Annotated in this window: 18 protein-coding genes; 15 read left to right on the forward strand and 3 right to left on the reverse strand. The window is 66.5% G+C overall.

Going from position 1 to position 17,532, the window contains the following annotated elements; genetic code table 11:
- Positions 1 to 40 precede the first annotated feature (40 nt).
- The 5 genes from mshA (at position 41) to ACQPYR_RS04525 (ending at position 6,201) form a co-directional block, all read left to right on the forward strand.
- Positions 41 to 1,477: a D-inositol-3-phosphate glycosyltransferase gene (gene mshA, locus ACQPYR_RS04505; RefSeq protein ID WP_433627968.1), complete on the forward strand. Its 1,437-nt coding sequence runs from the start codon at positions 41 to 43 to the stop codon at positions 1,475 to 1,477.
- Positions 1,474 to 1,977, forward strand: a complete 504-nt coding sequence (locus ACQPYR_RS04510) for a YbjN domain-containing protein (protein WP_433627971.1) — start codon at positions 1,474 to 1,476, stop codon at positions 1,975 to 1,977. Before mshA ends, ACQPYR_RS04510 begins: the two co-directional genes overlap by 4 nt.
- 139 nt (positions 1,978 to 2,116) lie before the next feature.
- On the forward strand, positions 2,117 to 3,022 hold the full coding sequence (locus ACQPYR_RS04515; protein WP_433627974.1) for an ROK family protein: 906 nt from the start codon (positions 2,117 to 2,119) through the stop codon (positions 3,020 to 3,022).
- Positions 3,023 to 3,073: 51 nt separating this feature from the next.
- Positions 3,074 to 3,811 carry a phosphoglyceromutase gene (locus tag ACQPYR_RS04520; protein ID WP_433627976.1) on the forward strand — a complete coding sequence of 246 codons (738 nt, stop codon included), beginning with the start codon at positions 3,074 to 3,076 and terminating at the stop codon, positions 3,809 to 3,811.
- Positions 3,812 to 4,149: 338 nt separating this feature from the next.
- Positions 4,150 to 6,201, forward strand: a complete 2,052-nt coding sequence (locus ACQPYR_RS04525; RefSeq protein ID WP_433627978.1) for a CocE/NonD family hydrolase — start codon at positions 4,150 to 4,152, stop codon at positions 6,199 to 6,201.
- A 92-nt stretch (positions 6,202 to 6,293) separates the two neighbouring features.
- Here ACQPYR_RS04525 and ACQPYR_RS04530 read toward each other — a convergent pair whose 3' ends face one another.
- On the reverse strand, positions 6,294 to 6,959 hold the full coding sequence (locus ACQPYR_RS04530; protein WP_433627981.1) for an NADPH-dependent F420 reductase: 666 nt from the start codon (positions 6,957 to 6,959) through the stop codon (positions 6,294 to 6,296).
- 91 nt (positions 6,960 to 7,050) lie between these two features.
- On the opposite strand from ACQPYR_RS04530, the gene ACQPYR_RS04535 reads away from it, so the two are divergent.
- From ACQPYR_RS04535 to ACQPYR_RS04545, 3 genes are all read left to right on the forward strand, one after another.
- Positions 7,051 to 7,434: a winged helix-turn-helix transcriptional regulator gene (locus ACQPYR_RS04535; RefSeq protein ID WP_433627983.1), complete on the forward strand. Its 384-nt coding sequence runs from the start codon at positions 7,051 to 7,053 to the stop codon at positions 7,432 to 7,434.
- Positions 7,435 to 7,564: 130 nt separating this feature from the next.
- Positions 7,565 to 8,800: a sensor histidine kinase gene (locus ACQPYR_RS04540; protein WP_433627986.1), complete on the forward strand. Its 1,236-nt coding sequence runs from the start codon at positions 7,565 to 7,567 to the stop codon at positions 8,798 to 8,800.
- Entirely contained in the window at positions 8,797 to 9,486 is a 690-nt protein-coding gene (locus ACQPYR_RS04545; RefSeq protein ID WP_040696229.1) for a response regulator transcription factor, read from the forward strand. Before ACQPYR_RS04540 ends, ACQPYR_RS04545 begins: the two co-directional genes overlap by 4 nt.
- 78 nt (positions 9,487 to 9,564) lie before the next feature.
- Here the strand turns inward: ACQPYR_RS04545 and ACQPYR_RS04550 are convergent, their stop codons facing one another.
- Positions 9,565 to 9,897, reverse strand: coding sequence for a hypothetical protein (locus ACQPYR_RS04550; RefSeq protein ID WP_387294332.1), 333 nt, complete (start codon positions 9,895 to 9,897; stop codon positions 9,565 to 9,567).
- Between the two features lie 69 nt (positions 9,898 to 9,966).
- The gene (locus ACQPYR_RS04555; protein WP_433627990.1) at positions 9,967 to 10,830 is read right to left on the reverse strand and encodes a hypothetical protein; all 864 of its coding nucleotides are present in this window, start codon (positions 10,828 to 10,830) and stop codon (positions 9,967 to 9,969) included.
- A 163-nt stretch (positions 10,831 to 10,993) separates the two neighbouring features.
- On the opposite strand from ACQPYR_RS04555, the gene ACQPYR_RS04560 reads away from it, so the two are divergent.
- The 7 genes from ACQPYR_RS04560 to ACQPYR_RS04590 all read left to right on the forward strand — a co-directional run bounded on the left by ACQPYR_RS04560 (position 10,994) and on the right by ACQPYR_RS04590 (position 17,350).
- Positions 10,994 to 12,025, forward strand: a complete 1,032-nt coding sequence (locus tag ACQPYR_RS04560; RefSeq protein ID WP_433627992.1) for a hypothetical protein — start codon at positions 10,994 to 10,996, stop codon at positions 12,023 to 12,025.
- A complete protein-coding gene (locus ACQPYR_RS04565; RefSeq protein WP_433627994.1) occupies positions 12,022 to 13,686 on the forward strand; it encodes a hypothetical protein in 1,665 nt (554 codons plus the stop codon). The genes ACQPYR_RS04560 and ACQPYR_RS04565 overlap by 4 nt, the downstream gene beginning before the upstream one ends.
- An 86-nt stretch (positions 13,687 to 13,772) precedes the next feature.
- Positions 13,773 to 14,693 carry a sugar phosphate isomerase/epimerase family protein gene (locus tag ACQPYR_RS04570; RefSeq protein WP_433635009.1) on the forward strand — a complete coding sequence of 307 codons (921 nt, stop codon included), beginning with the start codon at positions 13,773 to 13,775 and terminating at the stop codon, positions 14,691 to 14,693.
- Between the two features lie 109 nt (positions 14,694 to 14,802).
- Positions 14,803 to 15,687, forward strand: coding sequence for a thioesterase family protein (locus ACQPYR_RS04575; RefSeq protein ID WP_433627997.1), 885 nt, complete (start codon positions 14,803 to 14,805; stop codon positions 15,685 to 15,687).
- 58 nt (positions 15,688 to 15,745) lie between these two features.
- A complete protein-coding gene (gene proC / locus ACQPYR_RS04580) occupies positions 15,746 to 16,582 on the forward strand; it encodes a pyrroline-5-carboxylate reductase (protein ID WP_433627999.1) in 837 nt (278 codons plus the stop codon).
- A 207-nt stretch (positions 16,583 to 16,789) separates the two neighbouring features.
- Positions 16,790 to 17,080, forward strand: a complete 291-nt coding sequence (locus ACQPYR_RS04585) for a helix-turn-helix domain-containing protein (protein WP_245721189.1) — start codon at positions 16,790 to 16,792, stop codon at positions 17,078 to 17,080.
- Positions 17,081 to 17,248: 168 nt separating this feature from the next.
- Positions 17,249 to 17,350: a 30S ribosomal protein bS22 gene (locus tag ACQPYR_RS04590; protein WP_003402602.1), complete on the forward strand. Its 102-nt coding sequence runs from the start codon at positions 17,249 to 17,251 to the stop codon at positions 17,348 to 17,350.
- Positions 17,351 to 17,532: the final 182 nt, after the last annotated feature.

Consider the following 17,532-nt stretch of genomic DNA (forward strand, 5'->3'; position numbering starts at 1 on the left):
CCCGGTTACGGCGTCTGGGTTGGGCAATTCAACGTGCACTATGGATGGTGTGAGTCAACGCCCGGACCTACGGCCGAATCGGATCGCCGTGTTATCGGTGCACACCTCACCACTTGCTCAACCGGGTACCGGCGATGCAGGCGGCATGAACGTGTATATCCTGCAAACCGCCATTCAGCTGGCCCGACGCGGCACCGAGGTAGAGATTTTCACCCGGGCCACCTCCTCGAACGTCCCGCCGGTCCAGGAGGCCGCCCCGGGGGTTCTGGTGCGCAATGTGGTGGCGGGCCCGTTCGAGGGGCTGGACAAGCACGACCTGCCGACCCAGCTGTGCCCGTTCACGGCCGAGGTGCTGCGCCAAGAGGCCAGACATCAGCCCGGACACTACGACCTCGTCCATTCGCACTACTGGCTGTCCGGTCAGGTCGGCTGGCTGGCGCGCGACCGCTGGCGGGTGCCGCTGGTGCACACCGCGCACACCTTGGCGGCGGTGAAGAACGCGGCGCTGGCCGAGGGCGACTGCCCCGAACCCGCGACCCGCGAGATCGGCGAGAAGCAGGTGATCGCCGAGGCCGATCGCATGGTCGCAAATACCGCGGAGGAGGCGCGCCAGCTCATCGAGCTGTACGGCGCCGATCCCGAGCGCATCGATGTGGTGCCGCCCGGCGCGGATCTGACTCGCTACTGTCCCGGTGAAAAGGCCGCGGCCCGAGCCGCATTGGGCCTGGCCACCGACGAGCGGATGGTCGCGTTCATCGGCCGCATCCAACCGCTCAAGGCCCCGGATGTGCTGGTCCGCGCGGCCGCCGAGCTGCTGCACCGCGACCCGGCGCGCAAGCTGCGGGTGCTCATCGTCGGCGGCCCGTCCGGCACCGGACTGGAGCGTCCCGATTCACTGATCGAACTCGCGGCCGCGCTCGGCATCGCCGAGCACGTCACCTTCCTGCCACCGCAGCCGCCGGATCGCCTGGTCCAGGTGTATCGCGCCGCCGACCTGGTCGCGGTGCCCAGCTACAACGAATCCTTCGGTCTGGTCGCCATCGAGGCGCAGGCCAGTGGCACCCCGGTACTCGCGGCCGATGTCGGCGGACTCGGCACCGCCGTGCGTCACGGTGAGACCGGCCTGCTCGTCCCCGGGCATCGGACTCCGGACTGGGCCGATGCCCTCGGCCATCTGCTCGACGACGGCGAGCGACTACGTCGGATGGGTTTGCGCGCGGTCGAGCACGCCGGGCATTTCTCCTGGGAGCACACCGCGGACGGACTGCTCGCCAGCTATTCGGCGGCGCTGGCCGATTTCCGTGCGGTGCGCGCCGGTCTCGGTGCGGGCCGCCGCAAGGTCTTCGAGGCCGCGCGGGCCGAGCTGCCGGAGGAACGCACTAGCCTCACCGGTGAACGCAGTGCTGTTCTCCTCGGCGAGATCAGTCAGGCCAGATCGCGGGCGCTGTGGCGGCGCCGGACGGGAGCGCACCGATGAGCACGCCAGCTGCGACCGCACAGCTGATCGACGAAACGCTGCGCGAGCGCGAAATCGAGTACACCCATCCCAGCCAGGAGACGTTCGTCGTCATCCTGCCCGGTGAGCGCAAACTCAAGACCACCGTGATGCTCACCGTCGGCAAGCACGGACTGCGGATCGAATCGTTCGTCTGCCGCAAGCCCGACGAGAACTTCGAGGGCGTCTACAAATTCCTGCTGCGTCGCAACCGCCGCCTCTACGGTGTGGCCTACACCCTGGACCGTGTCGGCGATATCTATCTGGTCGGCCGCATGGCCACCCATGCTGTCACCTCCGATGAACTGGATCGGATCTTCGGCCAGATCCTCGAGGCCGTCGACGCCGACTTCAATGTCCTGCTGGAACTCGGCTTCGCCGAATCCATTCGCCGGGAATGGAAGTGGCGGGTATCGCGCGGCGAATCCTTGCAGAACCTGCGTGCCTTCGAGCATCTGGTCGAGGCCGCAGACCAGCCCTGAGCCGGTCCTGAGCCAGAGCACACCTCCGATAGCGGGGCGGACAAGGGGTGTTGGACGAAGGCTGGAGTACGGGCGCTCGAAGTAGGCGACAATCGCGCTGTGGGAATGGGGCCGCGAGGTACAGGAAGGCAGCCCGGCGATGATGGTTCTTGCTCTGGATATCGGTGCGACGAAATTCGCCGCCGGGGTGGTCTACGGGGGCCGGAAGGTTCGCGATGTGCGGCGGGTCGATGTGCCGCGGGAATCGGTGTGGGCGGCGTGCCGCGACCTGCTGCTGGAGGTGGCCGGTGACGCGACGGTCTCGGCGATCGGGATCGGTTCGGCCGGACCGGTCGATGTGCGCACCGGTGTCACCAGTCCGCTGAACATTCCGGAATGGAAGCCAGGCTTTCCGGTCGTGGCCGAGGTGCAGCGGCTGTTTCCTTCCGCCGCAGTGCGATTCGCCATCGATGGTGCCTGCCTTGCCCTGGCCGAACATCACGTCGGCGCGCTGCGTGGCATTCCGAACGGCCTGGCCATGACGGTCTCCTCGGGCATCGGCGGCGGCATCATCGCCGACGGTCGGGTGGTGCTCGGGCGCACCGGCAATGCCGGACACGTCGGCCATATCGTGGTGCCGGGTTGGGATGTCCCGTGTGAATGCGGCGGCGTCGGCTGCGTCGAGGCGATCGCCAGCGGTATGTCATCGGTGCGCTGGGCGCGCGAACAGGGGTGGCGCGGCGAGACCGGCGCCGGGCTGGCGAAGGCCGCGCACACCGGCAACGAGATCGCACTCGCCGCGCTGCATCGGGCCGGAACCGCCCTCGGCACGGCCATTGCCTCCGCGGCCTCGACGCTCGATATCGATCGGGTGGTGATCGGCGGCGGCTTCGCGCAGTCGGGCGAACCCCTGTGGGAACCGCTGCGCGCGGCACTGACCCGGCACGCGGGTTTGGACTTCCTGCACGAGCTGCAGGTGGTGCCGTCGCGAATCACCAATGGCGCCACCCTGGTTGGCGCGGGTGTGCTCGCCGCCGGCCACGATACGGCCGATGCCATCTCCTGAGCAGTGGGAACGGATGCGAGCCCGGTTCGCGCACATGCCAGAATGGCCTGCATGACGTACACCCTCGTGTTGCTGCGCCACGGCGAGAGCGAATGGAATGCCATGAACCTTTTCACCGGTTGGGTGGATGTGCACCTGACCGACAAGGGCATCGCCGAGGGCAAGCGCGCCGGGGAACTGTTGGCCGAACACGGGATTCTGCCCGATATCGTCTACACCTCCGTGCTGCGGCGCGCGATCAGCACCGCGAACATCGCGCTGGACGCCGCCGACCGGCACTGGATCCCGGTCGTGCGCGACTGGCGCCTGAACGAGCGCCATTATGGCGATCTGCAGGGTAAGAACAAGGCGCAGGTCCGCGACCAGTACGGCGACGATCAGTTCATGCTGTGGCGGCGCAGCTACGACACGCCGCCGCCGCCGATCGACCCGTCCAACGAGTACAGCCAGGACAGCGATCCGCGCTACGACGGTATCGACGTCCCCAAGACCGAATGCCTGCTCGACGTGGTGAACCGGATGGTCCCGTACTGGGAGTCGACCATCTCCAAGGATCTGCTCTCGGGCAAGACCGTTCTCGTTGCGGCGCACGGCAATTCGCTGCGCGCGCTGGTCAAGCACCTGGACCGGATCTCCGATGACGATATCGCCGGGCTGAACATCCCCACCGGCATTCCGCTGCGCTATGAGCTGGACGAGAACTTGCGCCCGGTTCGTCCGCGCGAATACCTGGACCCCGAGGCCGCCGCCGCGGGGGCCGCGGCCGTCGCCAGCCAGGGCGGCAAATAAGCACCTACCTCGATACAAACGCGCCGCGACCGGCCTCGATCGCGGCGCGTTGTCGTGTCTCGGCAGGACACACCTGATCCGGTTGCGAGGTCGCGCTGTTCGTCTCGATCGGAATTGGGTCGGTGCGCGGGTCGCGGTCGGTTAGCTGTGATCGTCTGGGTTAGTGTGAATTCTGCAGAATGGCGTGGTCTTCCTCGGCGTCGTGCAGGCATTATGCGAAGTCAGATGCCATATGTGAACTGGCATTCTTTCCACGATCTAAGTAGCCCCAGTTCGAACCTACTCGTCGGTATGTAAACTCTGGTCGTTCGATCAGTCCGAGAGGCGGATCACCCCTGATGCAGACAATGTTGCGTGCCACCGTGGCGGCAGTCGCCACGGCGGTGCTCATTCCATTCGTCACCCAGAGCGCGATCGCTACATCGGCGCCGTCCGGTCCCGACGGTGGCGCGGCCGGCACCGCCTGGGCCGCGACCGAGGACGGACCCCAGCAGTACCCGAATGTGCATATTCAGTGGGATGTGCCGATCACCATGAGCGACGGCACCGTCCTGAAGGGCAATGTGTACCGTCCGGCGGATGCGGCGGGTCGGCCGATCGACACCCCGACGCCCACGGTGGTGAATCTGACGCCGTACACCAAACTGGTCTCGAACATCGCCGACAGCGCCATGTCCATTCCGGGTCTGTCCGATGCGCTGATCGAGCTGTTCCGCCGGATCGACCTCAGCGGCACCCCGCTGTCCGGCGTCACCGATCTGACCAAATCCTTCGGCGGCGGCGAACTACGCAACTTCGCCGTCGACCGCCAGCTCATCAAGAGCGGATACACCCAGGTCGTGGTCGACGTGCGCGGCACCGGTTTCTCCCAGGGCACCTGGGACATGCTGCGTCAGCGTGAACAGCAGGACACCTACGAAGTCATCGACTGGGCCGCGCGTCAGCCGTGGTCCGACGGCCGCATCGGCATGAACGGCCTGTCCTATTCGGGCATCAACCAGATCCAGGTCGCCGCGATGCATCCGCCCGCACTGCAGGCGATCTTCCCGGTAGTGCCCGGCAGTGACCTGGTCAACGACGTGCTCGCACCCGGCGGCGGATTCGGCTTCAACTTCATTCCGCTGTGGCTGACCGCGATCAACGGCCTCAAGCTGGTTCCGGATGTGGCGTCGATACTCAACGGGCAGTTCGATATGAAGTGGCTCGCGGATCGCGCGAAGGATCCGTTCACCTTCATGGATGTGCTGCTCAATGTCTACAGCACCACCCGGATCGAGGATCTGGACCCGCGCGCCAAGGAACTGCTGACCGGTTCGTCGGCGTCGCGCGCGGCCTGGCTCAGCGATCCGGGCCAGATCCAGGTGCCCACCTTCGTCACCGGTGGCTGGCACGATCTGTTCACCTACTCCGAATCCAAGATCTACAACGAGATTCCGCTGCCCGCGGGCCGGAAACAGCTGCTGATGGGCAATACGTACCACATCAGCTCGGGCAACGAATACGGCAAGCCCGGCCTGCCGCCGCGCCTGGATGTGCTGCAACGCGCGTGGTTCGACAAGTGGCTCAAGGGAATCGACAACGGCATCGATCAGTACGGCCCGATCACCTTGCGGCAGCAGGGCGGCGGCTGGATCACCACCGACTCGTTCGCGGATCCGCAGGCCGGTGCCCAGGATGCCGAATATCGCCGAATGTACCTGTCCGCCAACCGAAGTGGCACCGCGAACAGCCTGAACGACGGATCATTGCTCGCCGCCGCGAGCCCGGACTCGGCGCGGCTCACCGTCGCGCCAGGCCTGACTACCCTGTGCTCCAACGACGCAGCGCAGGGTAGTGCGGGTTTCCTCTCGATCATCGATGGCTGCGCCAAGGACTCCCGGATCGCCGAGCTGAACGGGCTCACCTTCACCAGCGACCCGGTCGCCGAACCGACCACCATCTCCGGCCGAATCGCCGTGCACCTCGATACCGTTCAGGATGGGACCGATGGCTACTGGGTGGTCACGGTGAACGATGTCGCGCCGGACGGTCAGTCCACCGTGCTCTCCTCCGGCCAGTTGATGGCGTCGCTGCGTCAGGTCGACGAGGCGAACAGCACCCGTTCCGCCAGTGGCGATTACACCGATCCGCGGCCCTATACATCGTTGGACCAGCGTCAGCCGACCGTGCCGGGGGAGGAGACGACCCTCGATATCACCCTGCCCGCCACCGAGGCGATTCTGCAGCCGGGCCATCGCCTGCGCGTGGATGTCTTCGCGGGCAACTTCCCGAAGGGCCTGCCGGTACTGCCGATGCTGATCGATACGGGTCTGAAACCACAACACGTGCAACTTGATCCGAATCGGCCGAGTTTCGTGAATCTTCCGGTGCGGGGCAACCCGGGCTGGTAAGCCGTATCCGGCCCGAGCGTGCACCTCTCGCGCATTCAAGCTCGAATCCGCGGGGTATGGGCGGTCGTGCACGCTCGGACCGGGTCCGGTCGCTAGTCGGCCACGGCGAATGCCGCTTCCAACGGCGGGAAGACCGCGCGGGCATCCGCGCCGCCGAACCAGAGGCCGACGGTGAAGACCGAGGTGGCCTCGAGATATTTGGCGCGATGTAGTCCGCCCGCCGACATCGGTTGCAGCCCGAGATCTTCCGCCAGCGCGGCGACCTGTTGCACCGCGGCGGCATCGTCACCGCAGATCGGCACCGCCAGCCTGCGGTCCTCGAAGACGCGGGCCGGTGATTCCCACACCTCGGCGGCACATACGTTGAACGCCTTCACCACGTTCGCCTCGGGAACCGTCGCCGCGATGCGAGCGGCGACCGCGTCCTCGGACAGTACGAAAGCCAGAACTCCTTGCGGCGCGGCCTCGTCCGGGAGGAACGCATTGGTGCAGTCGATCACCGTCCGGCCGGCAAGTTCGCCGCGGATTTCACCCAGTACTTCGTCAAGGGCACTTACCGGCAGTGCCAACAGCACGACCGCCCCGAATTCGGCAGCCACGCCGACACTTCCGCCCCGCGCTCCGTGCCCGATGGTTGCTGCCAGCGCATCCGCGGCCGCACGGGACCGAGCGCCGATGACGACCTCGTGCCCGGCCGCGGCCCAGCCGCCGCCGAGTGCCTTCGCCATCGCGCCCGCCCCGATGATTCCGATTCGCATATCAACTCCTGGTTCGGGATGTATTCGGCACCGACGCTAGGGATTTCGATAGGCACCCGAAGGTGCGCAACGACGATGGCAGGCTGGTGTCATGACGGTCGAACACGCCGAACCCGTGGAATTCGCGCCCTATGGCGACTACGAAGCCGACTGTCCGGCCCGCCTCGGCGTCGACCTGTTCGGCAACCGCTGGCTCTCGGTCATCGTCTATATGCTGCGCGACGGCCCGATGCGTCCCGGCGACCTGCGCATGGCCATCGGCGGCATCAGCCAGAAGATGCTCACCCAGACATTGCGCCGCATGCAGACCATGACCCTCATCGAGCGCCACCGCTACGCCGAGGCCCCGCCCCGCGTCGAATACGAACTGACCGAAGCCGGACGCGATCTGCTCATTCCGATCTACGCCCTCGGCGAATGGGTCGACAGCCACGGCGACTCGGTGCGGTCGGCAATGTCGGATTCGCCGGAGTGAAAACGATCCGGACTCTCGCGCGCGAACAACGCGTAAACAAGCGGCTAACGGGCCTGGAAGTGCCCATGACCTGCGCGAAACTTCGCGTACCCCGAGTTGGGTTGTCGGTTGGCGACCGTACGATTCAAGTGTGAGTGTTCCCCAGGCCGTCCTACTGGCAGTCCTCGCGGCTGTCGTCGGCCTGGCAGTCGGTGGGCTACTTATCCCGTTCATGAACGCCAGGCAGGCCGCCCGCAGACAGGCGGATTCCGGTCTCACCATGTCCCAGGTGCTCGACCTGATCGTGCTCGCCTCCGAGAGCGGAATCGCGGTCGTGGACGAATACCGCGATGTGGTGCTGGTCAATCCGCGCGCCGAGGAACTGGGCCTGGTTCGCAACCGGCTGCTCGACGAACGCGCCTGGGCCGCGGTGGAGAAGGTACTCGCCACCGGCGAATCCACCGAATTCGATCTCACCGCGGAGAAGCCGATGCCCGGCCGCAGCCGGATCGCGGTGCGCGGAGTGGCCAGACAGCTATCGCGCGAAGAGACCAGTTTCACGGTGCTGTTCGCCGACGACGATTCCGAGCAGGCCCGCATGGAGGCCACCCGCCGCGACTTCGTCGCCAATGTCAGCCATGAACTCAAGACTCCGGTCGGCGCGATGAGCCTGCTGGCCGAGGCCATGCTGGAATCCGCCGAAGATCCCGACGCGGTCCGGCACTTCGGTCAGCGCGTACTCGGTGAATCCCGGCGCCTGGGCAAGATGGTGACCGAGTTGATCGCGCTCTCGCGACTACAGGGTGCGGAAAAGCTACCCGAGCTCGAGGTGGTCGACGTCGACTCCGTGGTCACGCAGGCGGTCGATCGCTCCCGAACCGCCGCCGAGGCCGCGGGCATCACCGTCAGCACCGATCGCCCGAGCGGACTCGAGGTACTCGGCGACGAAACCCTGCTCGTCACCGCACTGTCCAACCTGGTGGAGAACGCGATCGCGTACTCACTCGCGGGCTCCCACGTTTCGGTGAGCCGCTCACTGCGCGGCGATCACGTCGCGATGGCCGTGACCGATCGCGGCATCGGTATCGCCAAGGAAGACCAGGAGCGGGTCTTCGAACGATTCTTCCGATCCGATAAGGCGCGCTCGCGTGCCACCGGTGGTACCGGGCTCGGCCTGGCTATCGTCAAGCACGTGGCGGCCAACCACAACGGTGAAATCACCCTGTGGAGCAAGCTCGGCACCGGATCGACGTTCACCCTGCGAATACCTGCCCACCATGAAGCCGGCGGCGAAGAGGATGTCGACGGTTCCGCGGTGAGCATGAGAGAAACACACCCGCGCCCCACGGGGCCGGGCAGACCGAATGGTGTGGAGGCACGCAGATGACGAGTGTTCTGATCGTCGAAGATGAGGAGTCGCTGGCCGATCCGCTCGCGTTCCTGCTGCGCAAGGAGGGATTCGAGGTCACCGTGGTCGGTGACGGACCGTCCGCGCTCGCCGAATTCGACCGCTCCGGCGCCGATATCGTGTTGCTCGACCTCATGCTGCCCGGCATGAGCGGCACCGACGTGTGTAAACAGCTGCGCACTCGCAGCGGCGTACCGGTGATCATGGTCACCGCGCGCGACAGCGAGATCGACAAGGTGGTCGGCCTGGAGCTCGGCGCCGACGACTACGTCACCAAGCCGTACTCGGCGCGCGAACTGATCGCCCGCATCCGGGCCGTGCTGCGCCGCGGCGCGGGCGATGAACTCGACGGCGGCAATGAGAGCGGTGTGCTCGAGGCCGGACCGGTCCGGATGGATGTCGACCGCCACACCGTGCACGTCAACGGCAGGCAGGTCACCCTGCCGTTGAAGGAATTCGATCTGCTCGAATATCTGCTGCGCAATTCCGGGCGAGTGCTGACCCGGGGTCAGCTGATCGACCGGGTCTGGGGCGCCGACTACGTCGGCGACACCAAGACCCTCGACGTGCACGTCAAGCGGTTGCGCTCGAAGATCGAGGGCGATCCGGCCAAGCCGGAGCACCTCGTCACCGTCCGCGGCCTCGGCTACAAGCTCGAGGCTTGACCGCCGCCCCCTGAAAGTTCCTACAAAGCGCAGCCGCCGAGGCCCCGACAACCTCGACGTCTGCTGCGTGCGTCCGAATCAGGGCAGGTAGACCCAGGTGGGCCCGAGGCCGGGGACGTCCTGCTTGTGCAGGGTGATCCAGCCGAGATCGTCTTCCTGCATGCATTCGTAGACGTCGGCCGCGCTGGTGCCGCGGCACGCGATGGTGTGGGTGACGCCGTACGGGCTCATGATCAGGTTCTTGCCGTTCGCCTGAGCGTTGATCGCCTCGGGGGTGTTGGCTGGCAGGAAGTCGGCGGTGAAATCGGCGTATTTGGCCGGGTCGCCGTTGGGTTCGGCATGCGCGGCACCGGTCAGTGCGGCGGTGGCGCCGAGCGCGATGGCGGTCAGGGTCAGGGCTTTCTTCAACATGACCGCACATCCAACCGCATATGAGTAAAGCCCGCATGGCGGGCAGGTGAATCGCCCGCAATGCAAGGCTCACGCCGACTGGTCGGCGATGGGTTGGTCGGATTTCATCCGGTCGGCATGCACGGTCGCGGGATGGATCGCGATGAGGCCGAGTCCCTCGCGCCGCTTGCAGTGCCTGGCCAGCTCTTCGTAGGCGGGTACGCCGAGCAATTCCTTCAGCTCGGGAGCGTAGGACTGCCACACCGGGCGGGCGCCGACATGCGCGTCGGGGGAGCCGGAGCAGTACCAGTCCAGGTCTTCGCCGCCGGGACCCCAGCCGCGCCGGTCGTATTCGGTGATGGTGGTCTTCAGGATCTGCATACCGTCTGGGCGCTCCACCCAATCCTGGGTGCGCCGGATCGGCAGCTGCCAGCACACATCCGGCTTCACCTCGAGCGGCTCGATGCCCTTGCGCAGCGCCATGGTGTGCAGCGCGCAGCCGACGCCGCCCTCGAAGCCGGGGCGGTTCAGGAAAATGCAGGCGCCGTCGAAGCGGCGGGTGCGCAGGGCGGGCTCGTCCTCCAGTTCGTCGAGCTCCAGATAGCCCTTCTTGGTGATCTTGCCCTCGGCATCGGTCGCCTCGTCCATCAGCTGCCAGTCGCCCGGTGTGAGCATTTTCACAGCATTGGTCAGACGCTTGCGGTCGTCCTTGTCGGAGAGGAACGCACCGTGCGAGCAGCAGCCGTCATCGGGGCGGTCGCTCAGAATTCCCTGACAGGCCGGAGTTCCGAAGACACACGTCCAGCGCGACAGCAGCCAGGTCAAATCCGCGACGATCACATGCTCGTCGTTTGCTGGATCCACGAACTCGATCCATTCACGGGGAAAGTCGAGATCGACCTCCGGCGCCGGATCGATCTTCCGCGCTGGTGGGGGCCTCTTGGAGCCGCTCACGACTGCGCCTCGCTGGCGCTCGGCTCCGTCGTGCGCGGCGCCGCGCTGTGCCTGCTGGTTCGTTCGCTGCGCTCACTCACTGCTGCGCCTACCGTCACACCTCAGGACGCTAACAGTTCAGTCGCCTGGGCTAAAGGGCCGGTTCACCCAGTACCGTATTCATGTGCGGCTTGGGGTACTCGATGTCGGAAGCAATACCGTCCACCTGCTTGTGGTGGACGCCCATCGCGGTGGTCACCCGATGCCGATGAGCTCGACAAAGGCCACTCTCCGGCTATCGGAGAACATGGACTCCGAGGGCTGCATCACCGTCCAGGGGGCCGAACGTCTGATCGCGACGGTCGCCGAATTCGCCAGCATCGCCGAGACTTCCCGCTGCGTCGAGCTGATGCCGTTCGCGACTTCCGCGCTGCGTGAGGCCGCGAACTCCGATGAGGTACTCGCCAGGGTCCGCGCCGAAACCGGCGTCGAACTGCAGGTGCTCGCCGGTGTCGACGAGGCCCGGCTGACCTTCCTCGCCGTGCGCCGGTGGTACGGCTGGAGCGCGGGCCGGATCCTCAATCTCGACATCGGCGGCGGCTCGCTGGAAATGACCAACGGCGGCGATGAGGAACCCGATCTCGCGGTCTCGCTGCAACTCGGCGCCGGAAGATTGACCAGAGAATGGCTGCGCGAGGATCCACCGGGCAAACGCCGCGTCGCGGTGCTGCGCGATTGGCTCGACGCGGAACTCGTCGCACCCGCGAAACAACTGCTGGACGTGGGGAAACCGGATCTCGCGGTCGGCACATCGAAGACGTTTCGGTCGCTTGCCCGGTTGACCGGAGCGGCACCCTCTTCGGCCGGGCTGCGGGTGCGCCGTACACTCACCAGCTCAGGTCTGCGCCAACTGATTGCCTTCATCTCGAGAATGACGGCGGCCGACCGTGCAGAATTGGAAGGCGTAAGTTCCGATCGGTCACAGCAATTGGTGGCTGGCGCATTGGTCGCGGAGGCGAGTATGCGGGCACTATCGCTGGACACCCTCGAGATTTGTCCGTGGGCACTGCGCGAGGGGCTGATCCTGCGCAAACTGGATACCGATATGAACGGCGGACCGAGGGCTACGGCATTGCCGGGTGCCGTTGTGGAAACGAGCGGTAAGCCGGTGCCCGGCGGCGGTCTATCGGGCCCGATCGAAACGGTGTCGTCATGAGTGAGGATTCCAAGCAGCTATCGGTTGCCGAGCTGCTGGCACGAAACGGCCAGCAGGGCGCGGCATCGCCCGGTGGTGGCGGCCGGCGGCGGCGCAGTGGCCGCGGCATCTCGGTTGCCGAGCTGACCGGTGATCTGCCTGCCATTCCGTCGGGCGGCGGTGGCCATTCGGCGCACGCCGCACCCGAGGACGACGAACCGGCGTACGAACCGCCGTCGTACGAATCCAACGGGTACGACGCCTCGGGTTACCAACCCTCCGGTTTCCAGTCCGGCGGGTACGCGGGGTCCGGTTTCGAAACGCCTGCGCCGGAACCCACTTCGTACGCCGCGCCGGATCCGGCGCCGTACGCCGCACCCGAATCACCCAACTACTCGCCGATGTCGGGGCCGATCACCCGGTACGACCCGCTTTCGGCGTACGCCGCTCCGGAGGCGCCCGCCGATCCGCTGCCCGCGCCGGGATATTCGAGCCGGATCATGCCGGGGCGGGAAATGCCGGGCGCGGATTCATCGCGGCATTCCGCACCCGCGGATCCGCTCTCCGCGCCGATCTCGGATCTGTACGCCCCAGCGCCCGATCCCTACACCCCGGCACCGGATCCGTATGCGCGGGACCCGCTTGCAGACGGCGCGGTCGGCTCCGGACGCACCGGCCGCAGACGTCGGCATGCCGAACCGGAGGAAGAGACCACCGACGTACGGCCGCTGCGCGATCTCGGCCGCGGCATCGGCGCGCCGCCCGAAAGCCCGCCGAACGGATCGAGATCCGGCGGCCGGGCCGCCCGGCGACGTGCGGCGGAGGCCGAGGCCGAGGCCAACAACGCCGGACCCTCGACCGCGCCGTGGTCGCCGTCCACCAGTGGCTTCGCACCGGAATCCGCGCCGCTGCCGATGCCCCCGCGGCCGGACGGTCCGGCGCGCGGCGCCCATCCCGAGCCGCTGGATCAGCGAAGATCCGCACGACTGGACGGTCCGGCCGACGGCGGTCTGCCCGCCTGGTCGGTGCGCAGACATGTGCCGCCCAAGGGCAACGCGCCCGAATCCGAGAGCATCCCCACCGCCGCGTGGTCGCTGGCCAGTCAGGATCAGCAGCTCGTCTCCGGTCAGACCGTGGCGGGCGACCTGCTGCGCGACGAGGTCGAACGTGCCGAGGCCGAGCGGGCGAACGGGCGCGCCGCCGAACGCAACGGGCGTGGGCGACGTGGCCGATCGCAGCCCGCCGAGCCGGATGTGTACGACGGTCTGACCGATGTGTACGAACCGTTCCCGACCGGTGATGTCCTCGACGACGACGAGGATTTCGATGACGACGATGTCGATTCGGATCATTCGTTCGCCTCCCGCCTGTCCCCGAGACGTGCTCGCTCGCGGGTCGCGCGCAAGTCGGAGTACGACGCGAATCGCCGCCAGTGGATGATTCTCGGTGGTCAGAGCACCGGTGCCGCGGTCGCCGGAATGTTGCTCTTCAAGGGCTTCGAGCGCATGTGGGAAATGCTGCCCTGGGTGGCGCTGTGCCTGGCGATGATCGTGATCCTGGGCCTGGTGGCGCTGGTGCGAATACTGCGGCGCACCGATGACATCCTCAGCACGGTGATAGCCGTCGTCGTCGGCATCTTCGTCACCCTGGGACCGCTAGCCTTTCTACTCAGTACGAACTGAGCAGGGAGCAGGCTGTGGGGAACATCGGGCAGGCGGACGACACCAGAACGGCGAGCGTGGCCAGTGGGCGCGCTCCCGATCCCGACATGCGTACCGAATCCGATTCGCCGGTCGAAGCGGCCGGCGGATTCGGCGCTCAGCAGATCCTCGTCGGCCTCTCGACGGCCTCGGTCTATCCGCAGAACACCGAGGCGGCCTTCCGATACGCGGCCGAAATCGGTTACGACGGCATCGAATTGATGGTCTGGGCCGAGCCGGCCAGCCAGAGCATCGCCGCCGTCCAGGCCTACTCGCGCAAATACGGTGTGCCGGTACTGGCGATCCACGCACCGTGCCTGCTGATCTCGCAGCGGGTCTGGGGCTCGGATCCGGTGGCCAAACTCGAGCGCAGTGTGCGCACGGCCGAGGCGCTCGGCGCGGGCACCGTGGTGGTGCATCCGCCGTTCCGCTGGCAGCGCAGGTATGCGCAGGGCTTCGCCGATCAGGTGGCCGAGCTGGAGGAGCACAGCCACGTCATCGTCGCGGTGGAGAATATGTTCCCCATGCGCGCGGACACCCTCTTCGGCCGCAAAACCGGGTCGGCGAAGCGGCTGGAGCGCCGCGGCGGTCCCGGTCCCGGCGTGACCGCCTTCAGCCCGTCCTACGATCCGACCGATACCGGATTCCGGCACTACACCCTCGATATCTCGCATACCGCGACCGCGGGCGCCGATCCGCTGGCGCTGGCCGCGCGGATGGGCACCGGGCTCGCGCACCTGCATCTCGCCGACGGCCGCGGTGCGGCGCACGACGAGCATCTGGTGCCGGGCGAGGGCACCCAGCCGTGTGTCGAGCTCTGCGCGGCACTGCTGCGCTCCGGTTTCGCCGGTCACGCGGTCGCCGAGATCAATACCCAGAATGCTCGTACCACCCAGGGCCGCACGAGCATGCTGAACCGCACGCTGGACTTCGCCAGAGCACACCTCAACGCGCCCGCTCCGGCCCCGACGCACGCCAATCAGGTGTGACGCCGCACCGATCTGTCGGCAGAGGGGAATTCCGACCCCGAATCGCTTCGTTCTACGCTGTACGAACGCTGCGTCCCGCCGACGCGGCCGACCGACGACAGGAGTGACGATGCCGGAGCTGACCGCCGAACTCGCGCAGGCCATCACGACGGACGCACCCTTCAGCCGGGTGTGCACACTGACCGAACTGCTGTCGGCCAATCCAGATACCGGCCGCTACCTGGGCATCATCGACAAAATCTGGACCATCGGGCCGAAGGTGCACGGCGGCACCATGGTCGCGACCAGCGCCGCCGCGGCCACCCGCTGGCTGCGTGCCTCCGATCCGGCCCTGGTGGCCATGGCGCCCATCGCGGCGAGCTCCGATTTCCTCGGTGCACCGGAGCCCGGCGAGGTCGAGTACGAGGTGCACATCCGCAAGGTCGGTCGCCAGATCTGCCTGGTCGATGTGGACCTGATCCAGAGCGGGCGCACGCTGGTGCGCACCGCGTTCACCTTCGGTCATCTCGATGACGCCGACCCGATCTACGCACAGCGGCATGCTGAAATGCCGATCGAACCGCCCGCCGATGCCGTCGGTTACCGGGATTCGTCGATGGGCAAGGTCGTCCATGTGGCGCGCGGCGCCGAACTATTCATCGATCGGGAGTGGGCCCGATTCCTCGACGGTGCGAAAGGTGAACCGCGCCTGCGTCTTTGGATGCGCCCGTTCGAAGGTGACCAGCGGGACCCGGATATCGCCATGTACTTCGCGATCATGTCCGCCGATATGAGCCCGCCGGTTCCGGCGAACCTCGGCCAGACCGGTTGGGCCCCGACCGTTCAGATGACGACCTACCTGCGCCGCCGCCCGGCCCCGGGTTGGTTGCGGATCATCGCGACCAGCCACGAGATCGGCGAGCGCATGTTCGACGAGGACCAGCTGATTCTCGACTCCACCGGTGCGGTCGTCGCGCAGAGCCGTCAGCTCGCGCTGGTGCCACAGCGGCGATAGGACCCTGGCTCTTCCCCAGCGCCGAGCCGATATGGTCGCGCGACTAGCCTTAAGGCCCATGACGAGAGTTGCGGTGATCGGTGGCGGTCGCATTGGGGAGGCGTTGATCGCCGGATTGCTCGAATCCGGACGGGCGGCGAAGGATCTGGTCGTCGTCGAGACGCATACCGATCGGGCCGAACTCATCGGCGACCGTTTCGGCGTACGGATCACCGATTCGATCGCGGACGCGATCGTAGGTGCGGATGTCCTGGTCATCGCGGTCAAGCCGGGGGATGTGGATACGGTCCTGACCCAGCTCGGCAAGGCTGAACTCGATGCCGATCGGGATCAGATCCTGGTGTCGCTGGCGGCGGGTGTGCCGACGGCGCGCCTGGAGAACAAGCTGCCCGCCGGTTTCCCGGTGGTCCGGGTGATGCCGAATACCCCGATGCTGGTCGGCCAGGGTATGAGCGTGCTCGCGCCGGGCCGTTACGCCCGGCCGGAACAGCTGGCCCAGGTGACCGAGCTGCTCGCCGCGGTCGGCAAGGTGGCGACCGTGACCGAGGCGCAGATGGATGCGGTGACCGCGGTTTCGGGTTCCGGACCCGCGTACTTCTTCCTGGTGGTCGAGGCCATGGTCGATGCCGGTGTCGGGCTCGGCCTGACTCACGACGTCGCCACCGAACTCGTGGTGCAGACCATGCTCGGCTCGGCCGCCCTGCTCGAGAGCTCCGGACAGACCGCTGCCGAGCTGCGCGCCGCAGTGACCTCGCCGGCGGGCACGACCGCCGCCGCGGTGCGTGAATTGGAGCGTGGCGGGGTGCGTTCGGCCTTCCTCGAGGCATTGCACGCGGCGAAGCAACGATCCGCCGAACAGGGTGTCAACGACGGTGCGGGCGGCAGCGCTTCCTGAGCTGTCTCGGGTGGGAGTTGATCAAACACCGAACGTCTACGGGGTGACCGGTCGGTTCCGTGCGTGTAAACCTGATTTCTCACACCCGTCGCAGTAATCCCACTGGTCCCGCTAAGCTTCAAGGAGCACGTGCGTGTCTGTTCCGCCGGTGGGGAAGCCGGCGGCGCGGACGTGCCGGAGGTCAGTGGTGCGATGATGTCTAACAAGATGTCTGCAAATAGTTCAGGGACGTCGCCAGGAAGTTCCGGACCATCGGGTGGCCGGGCCAATTCCCGGACCCAAGGCGGTTCGGGAACTCCGACGCAATCGGTGCTCGGCGGAGGTACTCAGTTCCTCACCGTCGCCGAGGTCGCGAATCTCATGCGAGTGTCCAAGATGACGGTCTATCGGCTGGTGCATTCGGGTGAGTTGCCCGCCGTACGGGTCGGTCGTTCGTTCCGGGTGCATGCCAAGGCGGTGCACGACTATTTGGAGACGTCCTACTTCGACGCTGGATGAGGCGGTTTCATCAGCTTGACGGTGTCCCGGTAGGATGAACCCTCGGTTCGTGTGCGCCTGCCGGTGGCACCGCTTTGTGGTGTCCGGTGCCAGCTGGCGGCGCGGACGCTGAAATATGCGTACGTGATTGGCGTGCGCGCCGAGTAGAGAGAACGCGAGGACAACCCTATGGGTTCTGTGATCAAGAAGCGCCGCAAGCGCATGTCGAAGAAGAAGCACCGCAAGCTGCTTCGCCGCACGCGTGTTCAGCGGCGCAAACTCGGCAAGTGAGTTGCTGCGCGTTAGCTGAGAGGCCCGTCACCGATTGGTGGCGGGCCTTTCTTTTTGAAACAGCGAATTTTGAAAGTTGCCCATGTATCGGGTGACTGAAGTCATCGTTAGATCCTGGTTAATACCCTCTGCGCATCGGAGTCGACCGGTTACTCTGGTACCGCAGCAAATGGAATTGGGGG

The organism is Nocardia sp. CA-120079 (assembly GCF_050955745.1).
Lineage (GTDB): Bacteria > Actinomycetota > Actinomycetes > Mycobacteriales > Mycobacteriaceae > Nocardia.

Bases quoted from the DNA above. Each gene is read 5' to 3' on its own strand.
- mshA (WP_433627968.1), top strand. From the start codon at position 41: ATGGATGGTGTGAGTCAACGCCCGGACCTACGGCCGAATCGGATCGCC.
- ACQPYR_RS04510 (WP_433627971.1), top strand. From the start codon at position 1,474: ATGAGCACGCCAGCTGCGACCGCACAGCTGATCGACGAAACGCTGCGC.
- ACQPYR_RS04515 (WP_433627974.1), top strand. From the start codon at position 2,117: ATGATGGTTCTTGCTCTGGATATCGGTGCGACGAAATTCGCCGCCGGG.
- ACQPYR_RS04520 (WP_433627976.1), top strand. From the start codon at position 3,074: ATGACGTACACCCTCGTGTTGCTGCGCCACGGCGAGAGCGAATGGAAT.
- ACQPYR_RS04525 (WP_433627978.1), top strand. From the start codon at position 4,150: ATGCAGACAATGTTGCGTGCCACCGTGGCGGCAGTCGCCACGGCGGTG.
- ACQPYR_RS04530 (WP_433627981.1), bottom strand. From the start codon at position 6,959: ATGCGAATCGGAATCATCGGGGCGGGCGCGATGGCGAAGGCACTCGGC.
- ACQPYR_RS04535 (WP_433627983.1), top strand. From the start codon at position 7,051: ATGACGGTCGAACACGCCGAACCCGTGGAATTCGCGCCCTATGGCGAC.
- ACQPYR_RS04545 (WP_040696229.1), top strand. From the start codon at position 8,797: ATGACGAGTGTTCTGATCGTCGAAGATGAGGAGTCGCTGGCCGATCCG.
- ACQPYR_RS04550 (WP_387294332.1), bottom strand. From the start codon at position 9,897: ATGTTGAAGAAAGCCCTGACCCTGACCGCCATCGCGCTCGGCGCCACC.
- ACQPYR_RS04565 (WP_433627994.1), top strand. From the start codon at position 12,022: ATGAGTGAGGATTCCAAGCAGCTATCGGTTGCCGAGCTGCTGGCACGA.
- ACQPYR_RS04570 (WP_433635009.1), top strand. From the start codon at position 13,773: ATGCGTACCGAATCCGATTCGCCGGTCGAAGCGGCCGGCGGATTCGGC.
- ACQPYR_RS04575 (WP_433627997.1), top strand. From the start codon at position 14,803: ATGCCGGAGCTGACCGCCGAACTCGCGCAGGCCATCACGACGGACGCA.
- proC (WP_433627999.1), top strand. From the start codon at position 15,746: ATGACGAGAGTTGCGGTGATCGGTGGCGGTCGCATTGGGGAGGCGTTG.
- ACQPYR_RS04585 (WP_245721189.1), top strand. From the start codon at position 16,790: ATGTCTGCAAATAGTTCAGGGACGTCGCCAGGAAGTTCCGGACCATCG.
- ACQPYR_RS04590 (WP_003402602.1), top strand. From the start codon at position 17,249: ATGGGTTCTGTGATCAAGAAGCGCCGCAAGCGCATGTCGAAGAAGAAG.